17 protein-coding genes are annotated in these 17,309 nt (G+C 63.5%); 5 read left to right on the forward strand and 12 right to left on the reverse strand.

The genetic code is table 11. The features are described from left to right. The first annotated feature begins 78 nt into the window (after positions 1–78). The gene (locus FIV35_RS01965; RefSeq protein ID WP_034136721.1) at positions 79–2,028 is read left to right on the forward strand and encodes a pilus assembly protein TadG-related protein; all 1,950 of its coding nucleotides are present in this window, start codon (positions 79–81) and stop codon (positions 2,026–2,028) included. Here the strand turns inward: FIV35_RS01965 and FIV35_RS01970 are convergent. Then, entirely contained in the window at positions 2,013–4,757 is a 2,745-nt protein-coding gene (locus tag FIV35_RS01970) for a PAS domain-containing sensor histidine kinase (protein WP_034136722.1), read from the reverse strand. The genes FIV35_RS01965 and FIV35_RS01970 overlap by 16 nt on opposite strands. After that, the gene (locus FIV35_RS01975; RefSeq protein WP_034136723.1) at positions 4,754–5,197 is read right to left on the reverse strand and encodes a TadE/TadG family type IV pilus assembly protein; all 444 of its coding nucleotides are present in this window, start codon (positions 5,195–5,197) and stop codon (positions 4,754–4,756) included. The genes FIV35_RS01970 and FIV35_RS01975 overlap by 4 nt, the downstream gene beginning before the upstream one ends. Positions 5,198–5,269: 72 nt before the next feature. Here FIV35_RS01975 and FIV35_RS01980 point away from each other — a divergent pair, with 72 nt between their 5' ends. Together FIV35_RS01980 and FIV35_RS01985 are read left to right on the forward strand one after the other, a co-directional pair. After that, positions 5,270–5,719, forward strand: coding sequence for a prepilin peptidase (locus FIV35_RS01980; protein WP_034136724.1), 450 nt, complete (start codon positions 5,270–5,272; stop codon positions 5,717–5,719). A gap of 125 nt (positions 5,720–5,844) precedes the next feature. Beyond that, positions 5,845–6,627 (forward strand): response regulator transcription factor, encoded by a 783-nt coding sequence (locus tag FIV35_RS01985; protein ID WP_034136725.1) that lies wholly within the window; start codon positions 5,845–5,847, stop codon positions 6,625–6,627. A 7-nt stretch (positions 6,628–6,634) separates the two neighbouring features. On the opposite strand, the gene FIV35_RS01990 is transcribed toward FIV35_RS01985, so the two are convergent. The 8 genes from FIV35_RS01990 to cpaB are packed head-to-tail and all read right to left on the reverse strand — an operon-like array spanning position 6,635 to position 14,041. Next, on the reverse strand, positions 6,635–6,904 hold the full coding sequence (locus FIV35_RS01990; protein ID WP_034136726.1) for a DUF3613 domain-containing protein: 270 nt from the start codon (positions 6,902–6,904) through the stop codon (positions 6,635–6,637). Between the two features lie 11 nt (positions 6,905–6,915). Next, entirely contained in the window at positions 6,916–7,626 is a 711-nt protein-coding gene (locus FIV35_RS01995) for a tetratricopeptide repeat protein (protein WP_034136727.1), read from the reverse strand. Positions 7,627–7,637: 11 nt separating this feature from the next. Next, positions 7,638–8,525: a type II secretion system F family protein gene (locus tag FIV35_RS02000; RefSeq protein ID WP_034136728.1), complete on the reverse strand. Its 888-nt coding sequence runs from the start codon at positions 8,523–8,525 to the stop codon at positions 7,638–7,640. 1 nt (position 8,526) lies between these two features. Next, the gene (locus FIV35_RS02005; protein WP_034136729.1) at positions 8,527–9,408 is read right to left on the reverse strand and encodes a type II secretion system F family protein; all 882 of its coding nucleotides are present in this window, start codon (positions 9,406–9,408) and stop codon (positions 8,527–8,529) included. A gap of 11 nt (positions 9,409–9,419) precedes the next feature. After that, positions 9,420–10,685, reverse strand: coding sequence for a TadA family conjugal transfer-associated ATPase (locus FIV35_RS02010; protein WP_034136730.1), 1,266 nt, complete (start codon positions 10,683–10,685; stop codon positions 9,420–9,422). After that, a complete protein-coding gene (locus FIV35_RS02015; RefSeq protein ID WP_034136731.1) occupies positions 10,682–11,875 on the reverse strand; it encodes a CpaE/TadZ family protein in 1,194 nt (397 codons plus the stop codon). Before FIV35_RS02015 ends, FIV35_RS02010 begins: the two co-directional genes overlap by 4 nt. Further along, on the reverse strand, positions 11,872–13,089 hold the full coding sequence (locus FIV35_RS02020; protein ID WP_034136732.1) for a type II and III secretion system protein family protein: 1,218 nt from the start codon (positions 13,087–13,089) through the stop codon (positions 11,872–11,874). Before FIV35_RS02020 ends, FIV35_RS02015 begins: the two co-directional genes overlap by 4 nt. Before the next feature lie 19 nt (positions 13,090–13,108). Then, positions 13,109–14,041, reverse strand: coding sequence for a Flp pilus assembly protein CpaB (gene cpaB / locus FIV35_RS02025; RefSeq protein ID WP_034136733.1), 933 nt, complete (start codon positions 14,039–14,041; stop codon positions 13,109–13,111). A gap of 331 nt (positions 14,042–14,372) precedes the next feature. Between cpaB and FIV35_RS02030 the strand changes: the two genes are divergently transcribed. Continuing rightward, positions 14,373–14,564: a Flp family type IVb pilin gene (locus FIV35_RS02030; RefSeq protein ID WP_034136734.1), complete on the forward strand. Its 192-nt coding sequence runs from the start codon at positions 14,373–14,375 to the stop codon at positions 14,562–14,564. A 60-nt stretch (positions 14,565–14,624) separates the two neighbouring features. Beyond that, positions 14,625–15,035: a response regulator gene (locus FIV35_RS02035; protein WP_034136735.1), complete on the forward strand. Its 411-nt coding sequence runs from the start codon at positions 14,625–14,627 to the stop codon at positions 15,033–15,035. A 14-nt stretch (positions 15,036–15,049) separates the two neighbouring features. Here FIV35_RS02035 and FIV35_RS02040 read toward each other — a convergent pair whose 3' ends face one another. Both FIV35_RS02040 and FIV35_RS02045 read right to left on the reverse strand, forming a co-directional pair. Continuing rightward, on the reverse strand, positions 15,050–15,898 hold the full coding sequence (locus tag FIV35_RS02040) for a MaoC family dehydratase (RefSeq protein WP_034136736.1): 849 nt from the start codon (positions 15,896–15,898) through the stop codon (positions 15,050–15,052). A gap of 2 nt (positions 15,899–15,900) precedes the next feature. Further along, positions 15,901–17,253, reverse strand: a complete 1,353-nt coding sequence (locus FIV35_RS02045; protein ID WP_083377912.1) for a 3-oxoacyl-ACP reductase — start codon at positions 17,251–17,253, stop codon at positions 15,901–15,903. Positions 17,254–17,309 lie beyond the last annotated feature (56 nt).

The following is a 17,309-nucleotide window of genomic DNA, read 5'->3' on the forward strand; positions in this document are numbered from 1 at the left end:
GGGGGCTGCGCGGCAGCCCCCGCCATCCTTGTCTACACTCCATCGAACCTACGGAGAGTAAGCGCGAAGGAGTGCCTGATGTCTCCCCGAATCGGTTGCAGGCAGCGTGGCGCCATTAGCTTGATGGCGGCGGGCACCCTCGCGGTGGCCCTGGTCTTTCTTTTGCTGGCGGTGGACAGCGGCCGCCTGTATCTGGACAAGCGCAAATTACAATCCATCGCCGACACTTCGGCCCTGGAGGCCGCCGGGCGTGGCGGCCTGTGTAGCCCCACCACCACGGCCAACGACTATGCCAAGCAAAACGCCGCGCGCAATGGCTTCACCGTGGTCGCCGGCGACAGTAGCCGTGGCCTGGCGGTAACTTGCGGCACGCTGATCACCAATGCCGCCAATATTCGCGTCTTCAGCCCCGATGTCACCCAGAGCGAGGCCGTGCGCGTGGTGGCCACCCGCAACGTGACGACCAGCATCGCCAGCGGCCTCTGGAGCCTGTTCAGCGGCGGCTCGGCGTCCACTCAAACCCAGCTCAGTGCCACCGCCGTGGCCGCCTATGCACCGCCCGTTGCGCAACTGAGCATCCGCAGCAACCTGGGCACCGTCGATTCGGCAAAGTCCGACGTTTTGAATCTGCTGATGGGCCGCCTGCTGGGCGGAAGCCTGTCGCTGACAGCCGCTGGCTGGAATGGACTGCTGGGCACCAACGTCAATCTGCTCGGCTACCTGGACCAGTTGGCGATCAGCTTGAACGTCAAGGCGGGTGACTATGAGGCGTTGCTCACCACGGCGGTGTCCGCCAATGAGCTGATTGATGCGGCAGTGAAAGTCCTGCAAACAAACGGCGCCGTGGCCACCGCCGTTATCAACGATGTGATCAAGGTTCAGGCGATTGCCCCCAGCACCCGGCAGTTGACGGTCGGGCAGTTGCTCAAGATCGCCACCGGTACACCGGCTGCCGCCTTGAACACCAACCTTCAACTGTTCCAACTGCTGCAAACCACCGCGCAGTTGTCCAGCAGCAAGAACCCCGTGAGCGCAGCGGTGCAGTTGAATATTCCGCTGGTGGGCAATGTATCGGTGCAGACCAAAGTCATCGACCCGCCGCAACTGTCGGCGGTCGGCAACCCGGCGAAGGCCAAGGCGGGGCTCAACAACGTGCCGCCGACGGATCAGATAGCCGTGCGCACGGCGCAGGTGCGCACGCTCATTACGGTTCAGGCGCCAGTTTTGAACGGGGTGGCTTCGGTGGCGACGGTATTGAATGGGCTGCGTACACCGGTTTCGAACCTGGTGGCAGGCCTGCTGAACCTGAATATTCCGGCGGCGGTGGGGGGGCTGTTGTGTCTGGTTTCGTGTGAAATCACCGACGTGGCGATCGCTGATACGTTGTCGATTTATCTCGAAGCCGCCAGCGCCGAAAGTCATGTCACCGATTATTCCTGCGCAACGCCGACCAGCAAATCGCTGACTGTCCAGGCGACAACGTCGGCGGCCACCTTGGGGGTCGGTACTGTCAGCCCGACGGCGTTGTCTTCCGCCTCGCCTGTGGTGGTTCAGCCGCTGAGGCTGGTGGATTTCGGCAAGCGCTCGTGTGCGGTCTTGAACCTGCTCTGCAGTCCCAACCGTACCCCCACGGTGGGCGGTGGTTTGACGGTCAGGGCGCTGTCCACCGTGGGCGCCCAGACCGGGACGCTGGTGTTTGCCCCCGTGGCTGAAATGAACACCACGCCGACGTATCTGCCGGCGTCGGGCTCGACCAATATCGTCGGCAGCCTGAGCGCCACATTGAGTGGTTTGCAGGTCACGTACGTGCCCCCCAGCGGCACTGTGTCCAGTGGCGCGCTGGCCGGGATGGCCAGCACGTTGAACACCATTACCAACGCGGTGATCGGCCTGGTTCAAGGTGTGCTTTCACCGATCCTCGACCCGGTTGTCAACAGCCTGCTCAAGTCCCTGGGCATCAGCCTGGGCAATGCCGAAGTCGGTGCCAACCTCAGTTGCCATATGGGCCGCGCTTACTTGGTGATCTGAGCCACCGGCAGTTCCACGCAGAATCGCGCGCCATGCTCGCCGTTGACCACGCTCAAGCGCCCGCCCATGTTTTCCACAATACCGTAGCTCACCGACAAGCCCAGGCCGGTGCCCACACCGATGGGCTTGGTGGTGAAAAACGGCTCGAAAATCCGCTCCAGTAACCGCGGGTCGATGCCGCCGGCGTTGTCTTCCACCCAGATCCGCACATGCCGGCGGTCGTGCTCACAGTGCAGCGCGATCCACGGGCGCAGTTGCGGGTTCTTTTCGCGCCGGCTCGACAGCGCATCGCGGGCGTTGACCATCAGGTTGATCAGCACCTGTTCCAGTTGATCCACATAACCGGTGACCTGCACCGCCACGGCCGACGGGGTGATGCGCAGTTCTATGCCCTTGCCGCGCAACCCTTCGCCGAGCAACGCGAGAGTGCCGTCCACTGCCTGGGCGGGGTCGAATGGCTGTTGTTCGATTTCCGAGCGGCGACCGAACACGCGCATATGGTCGACCACCCGGGTTGCGCGTTGCACCTGGGCGTCGATGCGCTGGAGTTTTTCGGTGAGGTAAGCCACTTCGGCCTTGCCGTCGCCCAAACGCTTGAGCACGTTAACGATGGCCATGCGCATCACATTCAGCGGCTGGTTGATTTCGTGGGCCAGGCCGGTGGCCATTTCACCGAGGGTGGCCATTTTGGCGCTTTGGGTCAGTTGCTGCTGGGAGCGCCGCACTTCGGTGTTGTCGCGGCCCACGGCCTGCACTTCGACCAGCACCCCCTGGGCATCGAACACGCCACGGTCCGACCACACCCACCAGGCATGTTCGCGCCCCGGTAATTCCAGGCTGATTTCCGCCGTGCTCACCGGGAACTCCGGGGTCAGCTGATGGATGCGCTGCACAAAGGCCTGGCGCTGTTCGTCCGACAACCAATGGCCCAGGTTCATACCCGGCAACTGGGCGGGTGGGCATTCGAGGTAGTTGGCCAGCGGCGTGTTGCCGAAGGTGAGGGTCAGGTCCGGGCGGTAGCGGCAGATCATCGCCGGCGAGTCTTCCACCAGGATGCGGTAACGCTCTTCGCTTTGTTGGATGCGGTCGGCGGCCAGGGTCGCTTCGGTGACATCCAGCCACAAGCCCACGGCTTCCACCGGTATGCCAAGGTCGTCGCGCAGCAACTTGGCCTCGTCGAGCAGCCAGTGGTAATGCCCGTGTTTGTCGCGCACGCGGTAGCGGCTGCGCACACTGCCGTCGCGCAGCAGTTGGCGCGTGCGCTCGAAGTAGAGGTCGCGGTCGTCGGCGTGGATCAGGGCCGGCAGGTGTTCGTGGTCGCAGTCGGGCAGGGTCCAGCCGAGCAGCGGCAATAGGCTGTCGCTGAAGAATGCCGAGTGCAGCGCGCCGCTGACATAACGCTGCACATAGATCACCGCCGGGGCGCTGGCGATCAGGTTGTCCAGGCGCGCATGGGCGGCGGCGGCGTGCAGTTGCTGGTTCTTGATGTCGCTGATGTCCAGCATAAAACCGACCCAGCGCCGGTTTTCGCCTTCGCCCAGCACCTGGCCTTGCACGCGATACCACAGCGGGTTTTGCGTGGCGTCGCTGCGTTGCAGGCGCACCCCTGCCAGCAGCGGTGTGCCTAGGGTTTGCAAGTCGTGCAGGCGGCTGTGCAGCTCCTGGCGGTCGGCGGGATGGATCAGTTCCAGCCACCGCGCCAACGGTTGCCGGGTGGGGCCGTGTTCCAGGCTGAGGCTGTGCAGCAACTGCGGAGCCAGTTGGATTTCATCCGTGCCGGGCAGCAGTTCCCACCAGCCGGTGCCGAGCAGGCCTTGCAGGGCTTCGACCCGTTCCAATTGCTGGTGATGGTGCTGTTCGCGCAGGCGGCTGAGCAGCGGACCGGCGAGGGCGGCGGCCAGGTCCAGCCAGTCCTGGTCGCGCATAGGCGCCTGGCCTCGGTAGAAACCGCACAGCAACCAGGCGGCGACCCCCTGGCCGTCCCGATATGGCACCAGAAAACCGTCTGCTTGCCCGAATACGCTGTGCAGACGCGGGTTGTCGCTGCGGCCTAGTGTTTCGTCCAGGCGCAGCGGTACGTTGCCGTGGATGCTGTCCAGGCGCGTGCCCAGACGCTGGCCGGTTTGCCACAGCGCGGGTGCGTCGTGGGCGGCGTACTGGCTGTAGATCCGCCAACCCTGATCTTCTTCATCCAGCAGCGCCAGGGCCACGCAAGGAATTCGCCAGCGCTGCGCCAGGCTGCGCAGGTGCTCATGGAACACTTCGGGCAAGCGGCTGAGGCTGCACACCCGCAGTTGCTGGCTTATCTGGCAGGCCAGCAGATGGTTCTGTTCGCGGTCCTGGGCCAGTTGCTGGCCGGCGAGCAAATCGCCGACGTCCTGCACACGCAACACCCAGCCGTCGCTGTTCGGTTCGACCCAGCCACGGGTGTGCAAGACCTGGCCGGCGGTGCCTTGGAAATCCAGGTCCAGGTTCTGATGCTGCCACTCGGCCGGGTTGCCTTCGATGCTCAGGGCACTGCTGGCACATAACAAGGCGCTCAGGTGGGGCCGAGGCTCGTTTAAAGCGCCCGGTGCCAGTTGCGCCCTTAACGCGACGCTGAGTGTCAGGACATGGCCTTGATGATCCAACTGCACCGACAGGCCTTTGCCTGTGCTGGCATGCGGCTCGACGCTTACCGCGCCAGTACGGCCGAGCAGCCTGTCGAAGAGGTTTTCGCCCGGGGTCAAAATTGCAGGCTCGAACGGGCGGACAGGTTGGTTGGCAGCCTGGGGACGGTACCCACGCCCGGCAGCACCAACGCAGGGAACACCGCATAGAGTTGGCTGGTGGGGTAGGCGATCTCGACGGTCAATGTGTTGGCGCTGTAGGTCGCGTTTACGTACTCACGCTTGAATTGGAAGCTGGAGGGGATCCAGCTCAACTGGCTCACCACGGTGTCTTTGGCGCGTTGGGTCAGCTGCGTCCCGTAGGCGTTGCCGGCGCTCGTCGGGTCCACCGCCATGGCCTGGCGCACGGCCTCGGCGGCGGCCTGGTTGAACGACTGCATCAACAGCAGCGGCAGGCTGAAGCTGATCAACCCGTAGAACACCGCAAAGAAAATTCCGAAGACCAAGGCAAATTCGATGGCGGCTGCGCCTTTTTGCAGGCGAGGGAGGCCGGTTTTCATGACTGCGTCTACCCTGACGGCTACTACTTGATATCAGCATAGAATCAATCAGCGAAAAGGGACTTTTTTTACGTGATTCAGGGCGTGGTGATACTGGTGTGGCTGGGCCTTTGTGCCGTGCAGGACGTGCGCCAGCGGCAGATCGCCAACCCGTTGACCCTGGGCGTGGCCTTAGTGGCGCTGATCTACCTGAACGCCAGCGGCACCACTTGGCTCGGCGCGCCCGCCGCTGACGGCGGTTGGGCATTGGCCCTGGCGCTGCTGTTGACCCTGCCAGGCTACGCCCTGGGACGGTTCGGCGCGGGGGATGTGAAGTTGCTCGCAGCGCTGGGCTTGGCCAGCGAGGTGGACTGCCTGCTGTGGTCGTTGATCGGCGCGGCCTTTGTGCAAGGTGGCTGGGTGCTGGTTCATCAACGGCTTGCGGTGCGCCCACCGGGAACGGCCGCGAACCCGCCAACAAAGCAGCCGTTCGCACCCTGTGTACTGGTGGGGTTTGCACTCTATTGGCTGTGGGCCCATTAGTCGCAGGAACGGCCCGGTGCGGTGTACAGAGTGACAAACTGCGTCTAGGTTTAGGAGGGACAGGCAATCGCCGTAGTCGTCAAATGGATAGGTCGCCCTTAGGCTTGCCAGGCATGGAGTAGCGCGTGAACAGGCTGACATCGGCAGTGAAAGTGCTCGTGGTCGACGATCAACCCCTGATCGTTGAAGAGCTGTGTGAGTTTCTTGAAAGCAGCGGTTATGGCTGCGTCCCCTGTGAATCGAGTCACCATGCGTTGCAGTGTTTTAGCGACGACGTCGAGATCGGCCTGGTGCTGTGCGACCTGCATATGCCGGACATGAATGGCATCGAACTGGTGCAGGCTATGCAGAAGATTGCCGGCAAGCAGCGCGCGTTCGAAGCGATCATGCTCACCGGTCGCGCCGACAAACAGGACGTGATCAAAGCGCTGCGCGCGGGGATCGCGGATTACTACCAGAAACCCATCGACCTCCACGAATTGCTCGAAGGCATCCAGCGCCAGGAAGCCGCCTTGGACGAGCGCCAGAAAGAGCTGCAACTGGGGCACCTGAACCAGAAGTTGCAGTATCTCTCGGCCTCGATCAATGACCTGTACCACGACCTCGACAAGGTGCGACGCGGCCCTGGAAGCACCGAACACGGCGAACTGCCGGTGGAGGGTGCCGCGCCGTTGGCGCTATCGCCGATCCTCGCGCAGTTGTCCCCGCGCCAGGCCGATGTGGCGCGGTTGGTGGGCAAGGGCCAAACCAACTACCAGATCGCCTGTGAGCTGGGGATCACCGAAAACACGGTCAAGCTGTACGTGTCCCAAGTGTTGCGCCTGACCCATATGCACAATCGCACTCAGTTGGCATTGGCCCTGTCGCCGAACGGGACGGCTCTGCGCCAGCGCGTTACGGCGCACTGACGGCGCTTTATCGGCCGGTGCCGCCGGACGCGGCGGCGCCACTGCCCTGTTCGAAGAACTCCGGGATCGGATGCTTGTTGCTGTCCAGCCAGCGCTGCAATGCCTGCTCACGCTCGACGGGGCTGCTGCTTTGCGGCGTGGGCGAGGCGGCGTGGCCGTTGACCTGCAACGTCAGCCACTGTTCAGTCTCGGCTTGCTGCGGCGAGGACGGCCCCGGTTCGATAGCTGACGCCGCCAGGGGCAGCAAGGCCAGGCATAGCAGATGCTGGGTTTTCATGGTGTCGACTCCTAGCGCAGGTTCATCGGCGGCGCGTCGCTAGCGGCCGCTACGTTATGAGCGGCCGTGCTGGAACCCTTGAGCTTTTGCGCACGAGCCTGGGCCTCGGTGACCTGCTCCGGGCTCAGCCCCAATTTGCTGACCACCGTCGCCGCTTGGCCCCAATCGTCTTGGTAGATCAGCAGAGTCACCAGATTGACGGCTGCGAGCAGGTCGTCCTGCTTGAGCTCGATAGCGGTCATAAACTCAAAGCGCGCGTCTTCCAGCCGCTGTTGTTTGAGGTACACCACGCCCAGGTCATTGCGGATTTTTTCGTCGGTGGGCGCCAGCCGGGCAGCCCGTTGCAGGTGGGCCAGGGCCTGGGCTGCATCGCCTTGTGTCGCGGCCAGTTGCCCCAGGCCGTGTTCGCCTTCGGCGGTCATGCAGGTGCCGAGCAGGCTGCGATACAACGGCTCGGCCTCGCTGCGTCCGAGCAAGCGGTAAGCTCGGGCCTTGCGCTGGCGCACCTGGGGCAAGGCATCGGGCAGATTTTGCAGGTTGGCCAGGCTGGCGTGCAGCTTGCCTTCGTTGGCCAAGTCATCGGCCAGGTTCAGCGCCAGTTCCTGTTCCGAACCGGGCTTGGCGCATTGGCCGGGCGTGGTTAGCGCGGCCCACGGCGATTGACCGTTGCTGGCGCAACCGCCGAGCATCATCACGACCAATGTGGCAATCAGAGCTTTCATCAGGGCTTTCCTCAAAAGTGGCTCAAGGCGCGGGCGATGCCGATAAAGGCCGGGCCGCCGAGCACGATCAGCAAGGCCGGAAACAGAAACACCATCATCACCACCGACATTTTTGCCGACATCTTCGAGATGTATTCCTGCAAACGGGTCAGGCGTCGGTCGTCGAGTAATTGCTTGAGGGCCAGCAGCGATTTCATTGCGCCGCCGCCTTGCAGGATCAGTTGCTGGAGGATGGTGCAGGTGTCGTTGAACTCATCCACCGCCAGCAGCCGTGCAGTCTTGCCCAATTCCTCGCCCAGCTCCAGGCCCGAGTCGACGCGGGCCAGAATCAGGCGTAGTTCCTGGGTCAGTTCCGGCAGCAGGCGCTGCCCTTCGGTGCTGAGCACGCGCAGGGCCTGTTCAACCGCCATGCCGGACTCGAACAAAATGCGCAGCAGCGGAATAAAGGTCGAGACCTCCACGGCGATGCGCTGCTGCCGATGCTTGGCGGTGGACGCCAGAATGCGCTTGGGCAACAGGTAGCCCAGGCCGAGTGCCACCAGAGGAGCAATCCACGGCGAGGACGTATGCGGGTACAGCAATTGCTGGCCCACCAGCGTCACCCCCAGCAGCACCAGCGGCGTGCCGACCTGGCAGGCGGCGAACATCGAGCGCTGGCTGGCCTTGCGCCAGCCGACACGGTTGAGCAGGGTCTGGGTCTCGGTGTCCAGGGTCACTGAGCGTTGCGCCAGGGGGCTGGTGCCGAGATGGCGCATCAGGTTGCCGAACCGCGCTTCGCGGGTCATGTGGCCGAGCAGACGCTGATTCACCAGGCGCTGGCGGCGGCGCTGTTCCAGCCAGTGGCCGGCCACCAGCACCAACGCCGCAAGAAACATCAGCACGCTCGCCAGCAGGGCCATTTCAGATACTCCGCAACATGCGCCACATCACGAAGCTGCCCGTCAGCTCCATGGCCAGGGCGCCGAACAGCATGTAGCGCCCGGTTTCGTCGTTCCACAGGGTCATCAGGTAGTTCGGGTTGGCCACCATGAAATACCCCACCATGCACACCGGCAGCCCGGCCAGCACATACGCGGTCATGCGCGTCTCGCCGGTCATGGCCTTGAGCTGGCGCGCGCCTTGTTCCTTTTCGCGGATCATCTTGATCAGGTTTTCCAGCAGCTCGCTGGCATTGCCGCCGTAGCGATGGTTGACCTTCAGGCCCAGGGCGAACAGGCGAAATTCATCGCGTTCGTAGAATTGCGCGAAATCATGCACGGACTCCGGCAAACTCACCCCCAGTTGTACGTTGCGCTGGATACGGCCCATGGCTTGCTTGAGCGGTTCGTCGGACGCCTCGATACCGCCGAGCACCGCATCGGCCAGGGTGCGTCCCGACTTGAGGCTGCGCACGGTGTAATCGAGCAAGGACGGCAGTTGTCCGATCATTCGCGCCACACGGTGCTGATAGCGCCAGGCGATATAGCCGCGCGCGGCCAGTGGCGGCAGCACGATCATCAACAGCAGCCCAGGCCACTCGGCCGCCAGCAGCCCCAACAACGCGCCGAGTGCCCAACCGACCAGCCACAGGCCCAGGCGCTCGCTAGGTTTACCCAGGCCGGCGCGTTGAAACATGCGCTCCAGGCCGACCCAGGCGGCGCGGGTAGGCACCGTCGTGGGCTGGCCTTTGGCAAGCCGTTCCAGCACACGGTCGGTGCTGGCGCGGCGCACGCCATTTTGGAAAAGGCTGTAGGACAGGCCCACCAGAACGATGCAGATCAGCAGCAGGATCGGGCCGGTCATGGTGCGTCTCCTTACAGCGTGATTTCGCGGCGCAGTTTGTCGCCCGCCGGGTTGAGTGCTTCACGGGCGAAGCCGAAGCCGGTGCGGCGGTCGAGGCGAAACAGCGTGTTGGTCACGTAGATGTCATCGCGCACACCCACCACTTCCACGACTTCGCTCACGCAGCGTCGACCATCGGGCAGGCGGGTGAGCTGGATCACCACATCCAGCGCCGCGCAGATCATCTGCCGCAGGGTTTTTTCCGCCACCGCGCGACCGGTGAGGCCCACCAGGGTTTCCAGGCGCAGCAGTGCATCCTGGGCGTTGTTGGCGTGCACGGTGCTCATGGACCCGTCGTGACCGGTGTTCATCGCAGTCAGCACATCGAGCACTTCCACGCCGCGGATTTCACCGAGGATGATGCGGTCCGGGCGCATGCGCAGGGCGTTGCGAATCAGGTCGCTGGCCTTGACTTCGCCATGCCCCTCGGCATTCGGCGGCCGGGTTTCCAGGCGCACCACATGGGGATGGCCCAGTTGCAGTTCGGCGACATCTTCGATGGTCACCAGGCGTTGATGAGGGTTGATCAATTGGCTGAGGATATTCAGCAACGTGGTCTTGCCGGTGCCGGTGCCGCCGCTGATCAAGATGTTGCACCGCTTGCCCACCGCTTCCTGGAAAAACTCGAAGATGTTCTGGTCGATGGTCTGCATCGCCACCAAGTCGCTGCTCTTGAGCATGTCCTTGCGGAATTTACGGATCGACAGGCATGGGCCGTCCAGCGCAATCGGCGGAATGATCGCGTTGACCCGGCTGCCGTCGGGCAAGCGCGCATCGACCATCGGCGACGATTCGTCCAGGCGCCGGCCCAGCGGCGCGAGGATACGCTGCATCACCCGCTCCACATGGTGCGCATCGATAAAGCGCAAGTCGCTCTGATGCAGCAGGCCGTCGCGTTCGATAAAGACCCGGTGCGGCCCGTTGACCAGGATTTCGGTCACCGACGCGTCGCGCAACAGCACTTCCAGCGGCCCGAAGCCGGTCAGTTCGTCAACGATTTCCTCGGCCAGGCGCTCCATTTCATAACGGGAAATCGCCAGGTGCATGCGCGTGATGTATTCCGAAACCTTGTCGATCACCAGTTGTGCCAGGGTTTGGCGCGTGCCTTCCAGCAGGTTTTTGCCCGACTCTTCGATGGCGTCGATGATGTAGCGGTGCAGCACCAGTTTCAGGCCATCGTGATCGTGATGGCCTGGGGTGCCGGCAGCGGGGCCGCCGAAGAGTTTTTCGCCGTTCACCGGGCAGTCCTGCGCAGGCGTTCAAACCAGCGTGTTGACGGTTTTTGCAGACCTTCTGAGCGTCTGGCCAGGCGCTCGCCAAGGGTGCGCAACGCCAGGGTCAGGGGTTCGCGGGGGGCGAGGCTGAACAGGCTCTGGCCCTGATTTTTGGCGTTCATGCGCAGTTCCGCGCTCAGGGGCAGCACCGCGATGCACTCCAGCCCGAAGCTTTTTTCCAGGGTGCCGGTGTCGGGGGGGCAGGCTTTGAGGTAGCGGTCCACCAGCAGCTTGGCGTGTTCGAGTTTCATGCCTTTTTCCCGCCACAGGTTCAGCACCGCCAGGTTGCGCCGACAGTCGAGCACGCTCTGGTCGGTGCACCACAGCAGCTTGTCGCAGTGGCTGACAAAGGTACGCAGGGCTTCGCTGTCGGCTTGCCCGGTGAGGTTTACGACGATGTGCTGGAAGTGTTGACGTAGGGCACTGAGCAGCATGTACACCTCGGCGGCGCTGGTCAGTTCCAGCGGCTCGTCATTGCCGGCGTAGGCGAGGATGCGCAGGTTGTCGTCGGCGCGGGCGAAGGCACTGTCGATCAAGGTGGGGTCCAGGCGCCGCAGATGGCGCAGGGCGTCGCCGAAGTTGAAGGTGCTGTCCAGGCCCAGCAGCGCAAGGCTGTCGCCGCGCGGCAGGCCCAGGTCGAGCAACAAGGTTTGCTGCCCACTCTTTTGCACCACCATGGCCAGGTGGCTGGCCAGCAGGGCGCCATCAGCGTTGCCCTGGGTGCCGTAAAGCACCGTAAGGCCTCCCAGGTGAGCGCTCGGCGCGCTGGGCGGCAGGCGTTTGCTCAGGCGGCGCACCAGCCCCGCCACTTCGCTGGAGCGCGAGCCATAGGCGACAAAATCCCGTGCGCCGGCGCGCATCGCGTTGAGCACCAACTGGTTGTCCATGCCGTCGCCCAGGGCGACGATTGCCAGCATCGGTTTGGCTTCCAAAGCGCCCTCGATCAGCGCGGTCTGGGCCACTACATGCTCGCGGTCCAGGCCGATGAACACCAGGTTGGCGAAGGTCACATCCACCAGCGCGAGCAACTCATCCAGGCTGCCGCCACCGGCGCCCACCACTTGGCCGAGGGGCGCGAGGGCTCCTTGCAGCCATTCCAGGTCGATGTTGTTGCGGGTGATCGCCAGGAAGGTCTGGCTCAGGCTATCGCTCATTGGGACAGTCCACTGCTGCGGTCGAAGTGACCGTTTTCCAGAAAAAACAGGCGGTACCAGTTCGGGTCGTAATTGCGCAGTTTTTCACCGGGCAGAGACGGCAGTTGTGCGTTGGCGGCCAGCGGTTGCACCAGATGCGGGGTGACGATCATCAACAACTCCTTTTCTTCGCGACTGGTGGTGGCGTCGCGAAAAAACGCGCCGAGGATCGGGATATCACCCAACCCCGGAAACTTGTTGATAGTGGAACGGTTATTGGTGCTGATCAGGCCGCTGATCACAAAACTTTCGCCATCGGCCAGGGACACGCTGGTGTCGGTGCGGCGCACGGTCAGCGCCGGCACTTGGATGCCCTGGATCTGTACAGCGTTGCTGTAGTCCAGCTCGCTGACTTCCGGCGCGACCTTGAGGCTGATGCGGTTGCGGTCGATCACCGTGGGCGTGAGCGTCAGGCGAATGCCGAACTCCTTGTATTCGATGGAGATGCTGTCGCTGCCAGCGCTTGGCACCGGCACCGGCACTTCGCCGCCCGCGAGAAAACTGGCGCTCTGGCCGCTCATCGCCACCAGGCTGGGGCGCGCCAGGGTGTAGGCAAAACCGCTGCGCTCCAAGGCGTTGATCATGGCCTTGACCCGCCCGCCGCCGAAACCAATGTTAAAGCTGTCGGCGCTCACCGGAAGTTTGAACACACCCTCTGACGGTGACAGCAGGTTGGGGCTGCCGAAGAAAAAGTTGCTGCCGTTGCCAAGCAGGCGGGTACTGGCTTCCTTGAGCTTGCTGCGGCTGACTTCGACAAAGCGGATGTCGGTTTGCACTTGGCTGGGCAGCAGCGGGTCCTGGGACGGCGACAGCGACAGGCTGGTGAGCGCCGAGGTGGCCTTGCCTTTGACGAACACCATGCTCTGGCGCGGCGCGCTGGCGCAGGCGGTCCAGACCATCAGGCTGGTGGCGCCGCTGGCGACGCCGGTGAGCAGAAAGTGGCGGTCGCCGTTGACCCGCACATCGGCAATCTTGGGATCGCCAATCGCCAGGCGGGTGATGGCGACCGGCGATTGCAGTTCCTGTTGCAACCCTTCGCCCACCTCCAGCACGGCGGGCAGTTGGCCCAATGCGCTGCAATTGCCCTGCGCCGCCAGGACAATGCCCGCCGGCAAGCACGTCAGCAGCACGGCCCAGGCCATTTGCGCGAGCGAGGGGGCGTAGCGATGGCTCATTCACTGCATCCTTGCATGGTCACGGGGTTTGTTGAGTGGCTTGGGCGCCACGTATCACTTCGATACCTCGGCGAACGGCAGGGGCGGTGTCGGTCTGCGCGAGACTTTTAGGCGGGCCGATCAGCGCCAGTTGGGTGAATTGGTAAAGGTCGCGATTGGCTTCGGCGAGTTTGCTCGCCGCGTCGGTTTCGCCGGCCCAATAGCGGCCGAGCAGTTGTTCATCGGCGCTGCGTACGGCCAGGCGCAAAGTGCCGGCTTGTGCCGCAAGCATCAGGCGGCTCAATAGCGGCTCGGGCACCGCCAGCACCACGGTGCGCGCGGCAGCGCGGCGTTGGGCGGCCTGCACACGTTCCTCCACGGTTGCCGGCGCCGGCACGGCGGGCTGGCCGTCGTTGGCCAGGCCCAATTGATCGCCGACGCTGAGCAGGCGCAGCGCGGGAATGATGATCTGGGCCGACTGTTCTGCGTTCCCGGTGTCCCGCCCCAGAAACAGCAACACATCCACGTAATCACCGGGGCTCAGTTGCCCGCCCGCACCGATCACCTCATCCACCGCGACGGCCAGCGCGCGCTCGTCCGGGCGAATCATGCGTGCCAGCGGGCCGCCTTCGCTGAAGCTTTGGTCGTTGAGCCAGGTGCCAGCGCCCAGGGCACGCAACGGTATGCGGCCGATGGCCTGATCGACTTCCGTGAGGCTACCGGCGGGCACTGTGCGCAGTTTTTCCAGCGCCAGGTCGGCAGCGGTAAGAGGCGCGAATGCTGGCACATCATGCACCAGCACCACCACGGGGCGACGGGTCTGGTCTTCGACGGCGGCAGCGGTGCTTTCCACGGAAACCACCGGGGCGGCAACAGGCTCCGGCGTGCGGCTCAACACCAAGCCCCAATACCCGGCGATCAATGCACCGACGAGCAGCAAGCCAGCCAGCGCCATGCTGATACGACTGTTCATGACGGCTCTCCCTTTCCCGTTGCACTGCCTGCCCGTGTATCCAAACGGGTGAAATCGCAACCTGGCTGTGATGAACATCTAACGATTTGGCTATTTGACGGTAGCTCAGCTAGGACGAAACGCCATTACCGTCTGGAAAATTAATCCGTACTTTCCTTCTCGCCTCTTAATAACGGCAACACAGCGGCGATAACCGTACGACTAATACTTTGTGATTAATTAGTTCTTACAGTTGTGAGGGGTAGGTTTGTTGTCAATGCTCTAAAGGCATGCCGCGATCAACCGCGCTAGAGCCGTACCGGCTTGCTGTGTCGTATTAGGGAGAAGCCTTATGTTCCTTGACCAGATGTTGAAGCTTTATGTGCAGGCGCAACTTTTCTTCAAGCGCGAAGAGGGGGCGTCAGGTATTGAATACGCCATTATCGTGGCGTTAGTTGCACTGGTAATTGTTGGCGCCGGCGCGGGGCTTGGCGATAAGATCAAATCGATCTTCGACAGTATTGCCACCAAGATGACCACTTAAATAACTTCACGAACTATTCGTGGCCATCATCCTTTAGGCTTTTTGATTTCAGGAATGTCTATGAGCGCCTCTTCGCCAACCCGCCAGCAAATTCTTTTGGTGGACGACGAAGAGGACGCCCTGGTCGAGCTTGCCGAGTCCCTCGAAAACGAAGGATTCGAATGCTACACCGCCACCTCCGTCACCTTCGCCTTGCAGGAACTGACCCTGCACCCGGACATCGCCCTGGTGATCACTGACCTGCGTATGCCCGAGGAAAGCGGTATCTCCTTGATCAAGCGCCTGCGCGAACACACGGACCGCTCGCACTTGCCGGTGATCGTTATGTCCGGTCATGCCGAGATGGATGACGTCAGCGACTTACTACGCTTGCAAGTGCTGGACCTGTTTCGCAAACCGATCTATCTGGCGCGGCTGGTCGATACATTGAACAGCCTGTTTCCCAAACACGTCACACGGTTCAAGCCTTGAGCGGCCAACGGTGCTCAGCCGATGGGCTGCCACCTGCCGACCATATGCTCAATCCCGCCCGCACCGTTCAACACCCACTCGCCACTCGAACCGGCGGCGCTGGCCGATAGGTGCACTTCGCTGGGCAGCCGCACCGGTTTTCTGAACTCCACAAACAGTTCGATATTGGCCGCAGGCAGATGCTCACCCAGGGCCGCCAAGCTGCGCGCCTTGTTCCATAAGCCATGGGCGATGGCCTGGGGAAACCCGAACAGTCTGGCGGTGAGGGCGCTGAGGTGGATCGGGTTGTAGTCGCCGGACACCCGTGCGTAGCGGCGGCCGATGTCGCTGGGGGCGTTCCAGCGCGTCAGTTCGCTGACCTGGGCGGGCGTGGGCAGAGGCTCATCCTCTGCCGGGCCTGACAGCTTCACGCCTCGGCACAGCATGCGGCTCTCGCCTTCCCACAGCAGGCCAAGGGCGTCCTCGACGGTGGTGATCAGGTCGAACGTCGCGCCTTTGGCGTGTGGCTTGAGGTTCTGTGCGTGCACGCCAATCCACAGTTCGCCCACGCCGCCCAAGGGGCGGTGCACGCGGATGCGGTTACTCAAGTGGATCAGCCCGAGCAGGGGAAACGGGAACGCTTTGTCGGTGAGCAATTGCATCTGCACGCCGAAGGCGAGGATATGCGGGTAGGTGGCCGGCAGCATCGGGCTGTCGGCAAAGCCGCACACCTTGCGATAGACCGCCACCGCCTTGGGATCGACGCTGACCCGGCAGCGCAACCCCAGGTCCGGCAGGCTGGTGCCGCTGATCTTGCGCTTGAGCGCTGCACGCCAATACAGCGGCGGCAGGAACGGTCGGTTGCTTAAGGTCTGCCACTGCATGCTCACGCTCCCAATAGACTTTGCCCACACACCCGTAGGGCTTGCCCGCTGACCGCGCCGGAGCCTGGCTGGCCTAGCCACGCCACGGCCTCGGCGACGTCCTGAGGCAAGCCGCCCTGGCCCAACGAACTCATGCGCCGCCCGGCTTCGCGCAGGGCGAAGGGAATATGCGCGGTCATCTGGGTTTCGATAAACCCGGGCGCGACGGCATTGATGCTGATGCCCCGCTGCTTGAGCAACGGCGCCCAGGCTTCGGCCAGGCCGATCAAACCTGCCTTGCTCGCCGCGTAATTGGTTTGCCCACGGTTGCCGGCGATGCCGCTGATGGAGGCCAGCAGCACCACGCGGGCGTTGTCGCGCAGTGTGCCGCTGTCGAGCAGGGCTTTGGTCAGTACTTGCGGCGCATTCAGATTGACCGCCAGTACGGCATCCCAATATTCCGGGGTCATATTGGCCAGGGTTTTGTCGCGGGTGATGCCGGCGTTATGCACCAGAATGTCGAGGCCGTCAGGCAGGTGTCCGATCAACTGCGTGGCGGCGTCTTCGGCGCAGATATCCAGGATGACGGTGCGCGCCCCCAGGCGTGCGGCCAGGGCTTCCAGATCGGCCTTGGCCTGGGGCACATCGAGCAGTATCACCTCGGCGCCGTCGCGGGCCAGGGTTTCGGCGATGGCCGCACCGATGCCACGGGCGGCGCCGGTGACCAGGGCCTTGCGCCGCGCCAGGGGGCGGGTCCAGTCCTCTACCGGGGTGGCGCAGGCTTGCAGGCGAATCACCTGGCCTGAAATGTAGGCGCTCTTCGGCGATAGGAAGAAGCGCAGCGCGCCTTCCAGTTGCGCCTCGGCGCCGTCGCCGACATACAGCAACTGCAACACGCCGCCAGTGCGCAGTTCTTTGGCCAAGGAGCGGCTGAAGCCTTCCAAGGCGCGCTGGGCACTGGCGGCAAACGGATCGCTGAGGCTTTCCGGGGCGCGGCCGAGGATCACCAAGTGGGCGCTATGGTCGAGATTTTTCAGCAGCGGCTGAAAGAATTCGCGCAGTTGCTTGAGCGAATCGGTGTGCTGCAGGCCGCTGGCGTCGAACACCACCGCTTTGAGCTTGGGGCCATGGCCGGGGATCCATGCGGGGGCTTCCAGCGGTTCGGCGCCATAGCTGTAAATGGCATCGGTGAGTCTGTTGGCGAACGGCAGCACTTGGGCCGCCAGTGCGCCGCCGCCGAGCAGCAAGGCGCCCTCGACCGGCCGCAGGCGCCCGGCCTGCCAGCGCTCCGGGCGTCCCGGCGACGGCAGGCCAATGGCGGCGACCAGGCGCTGGCCGAGGCTGGAGTTGGCGAAGTCGATATAACGGTCAGACATGGAACGCTCTCCGAAGGCTGGGGTTCAAAGGGTTGACCATCCCAGGGTAGCAGTCG

It is taken from the genome of Pseudomonas rhodesiae (assembly GCF_007858255.1).
Taxonomy (GTDB): Bacteria; Pseudomonadota; Gammaproteobacteria; order Pseudomonadales; family Pseudomonadaceae; genus Aquipseudomonas; species Aquipseudomonas rhodesiae.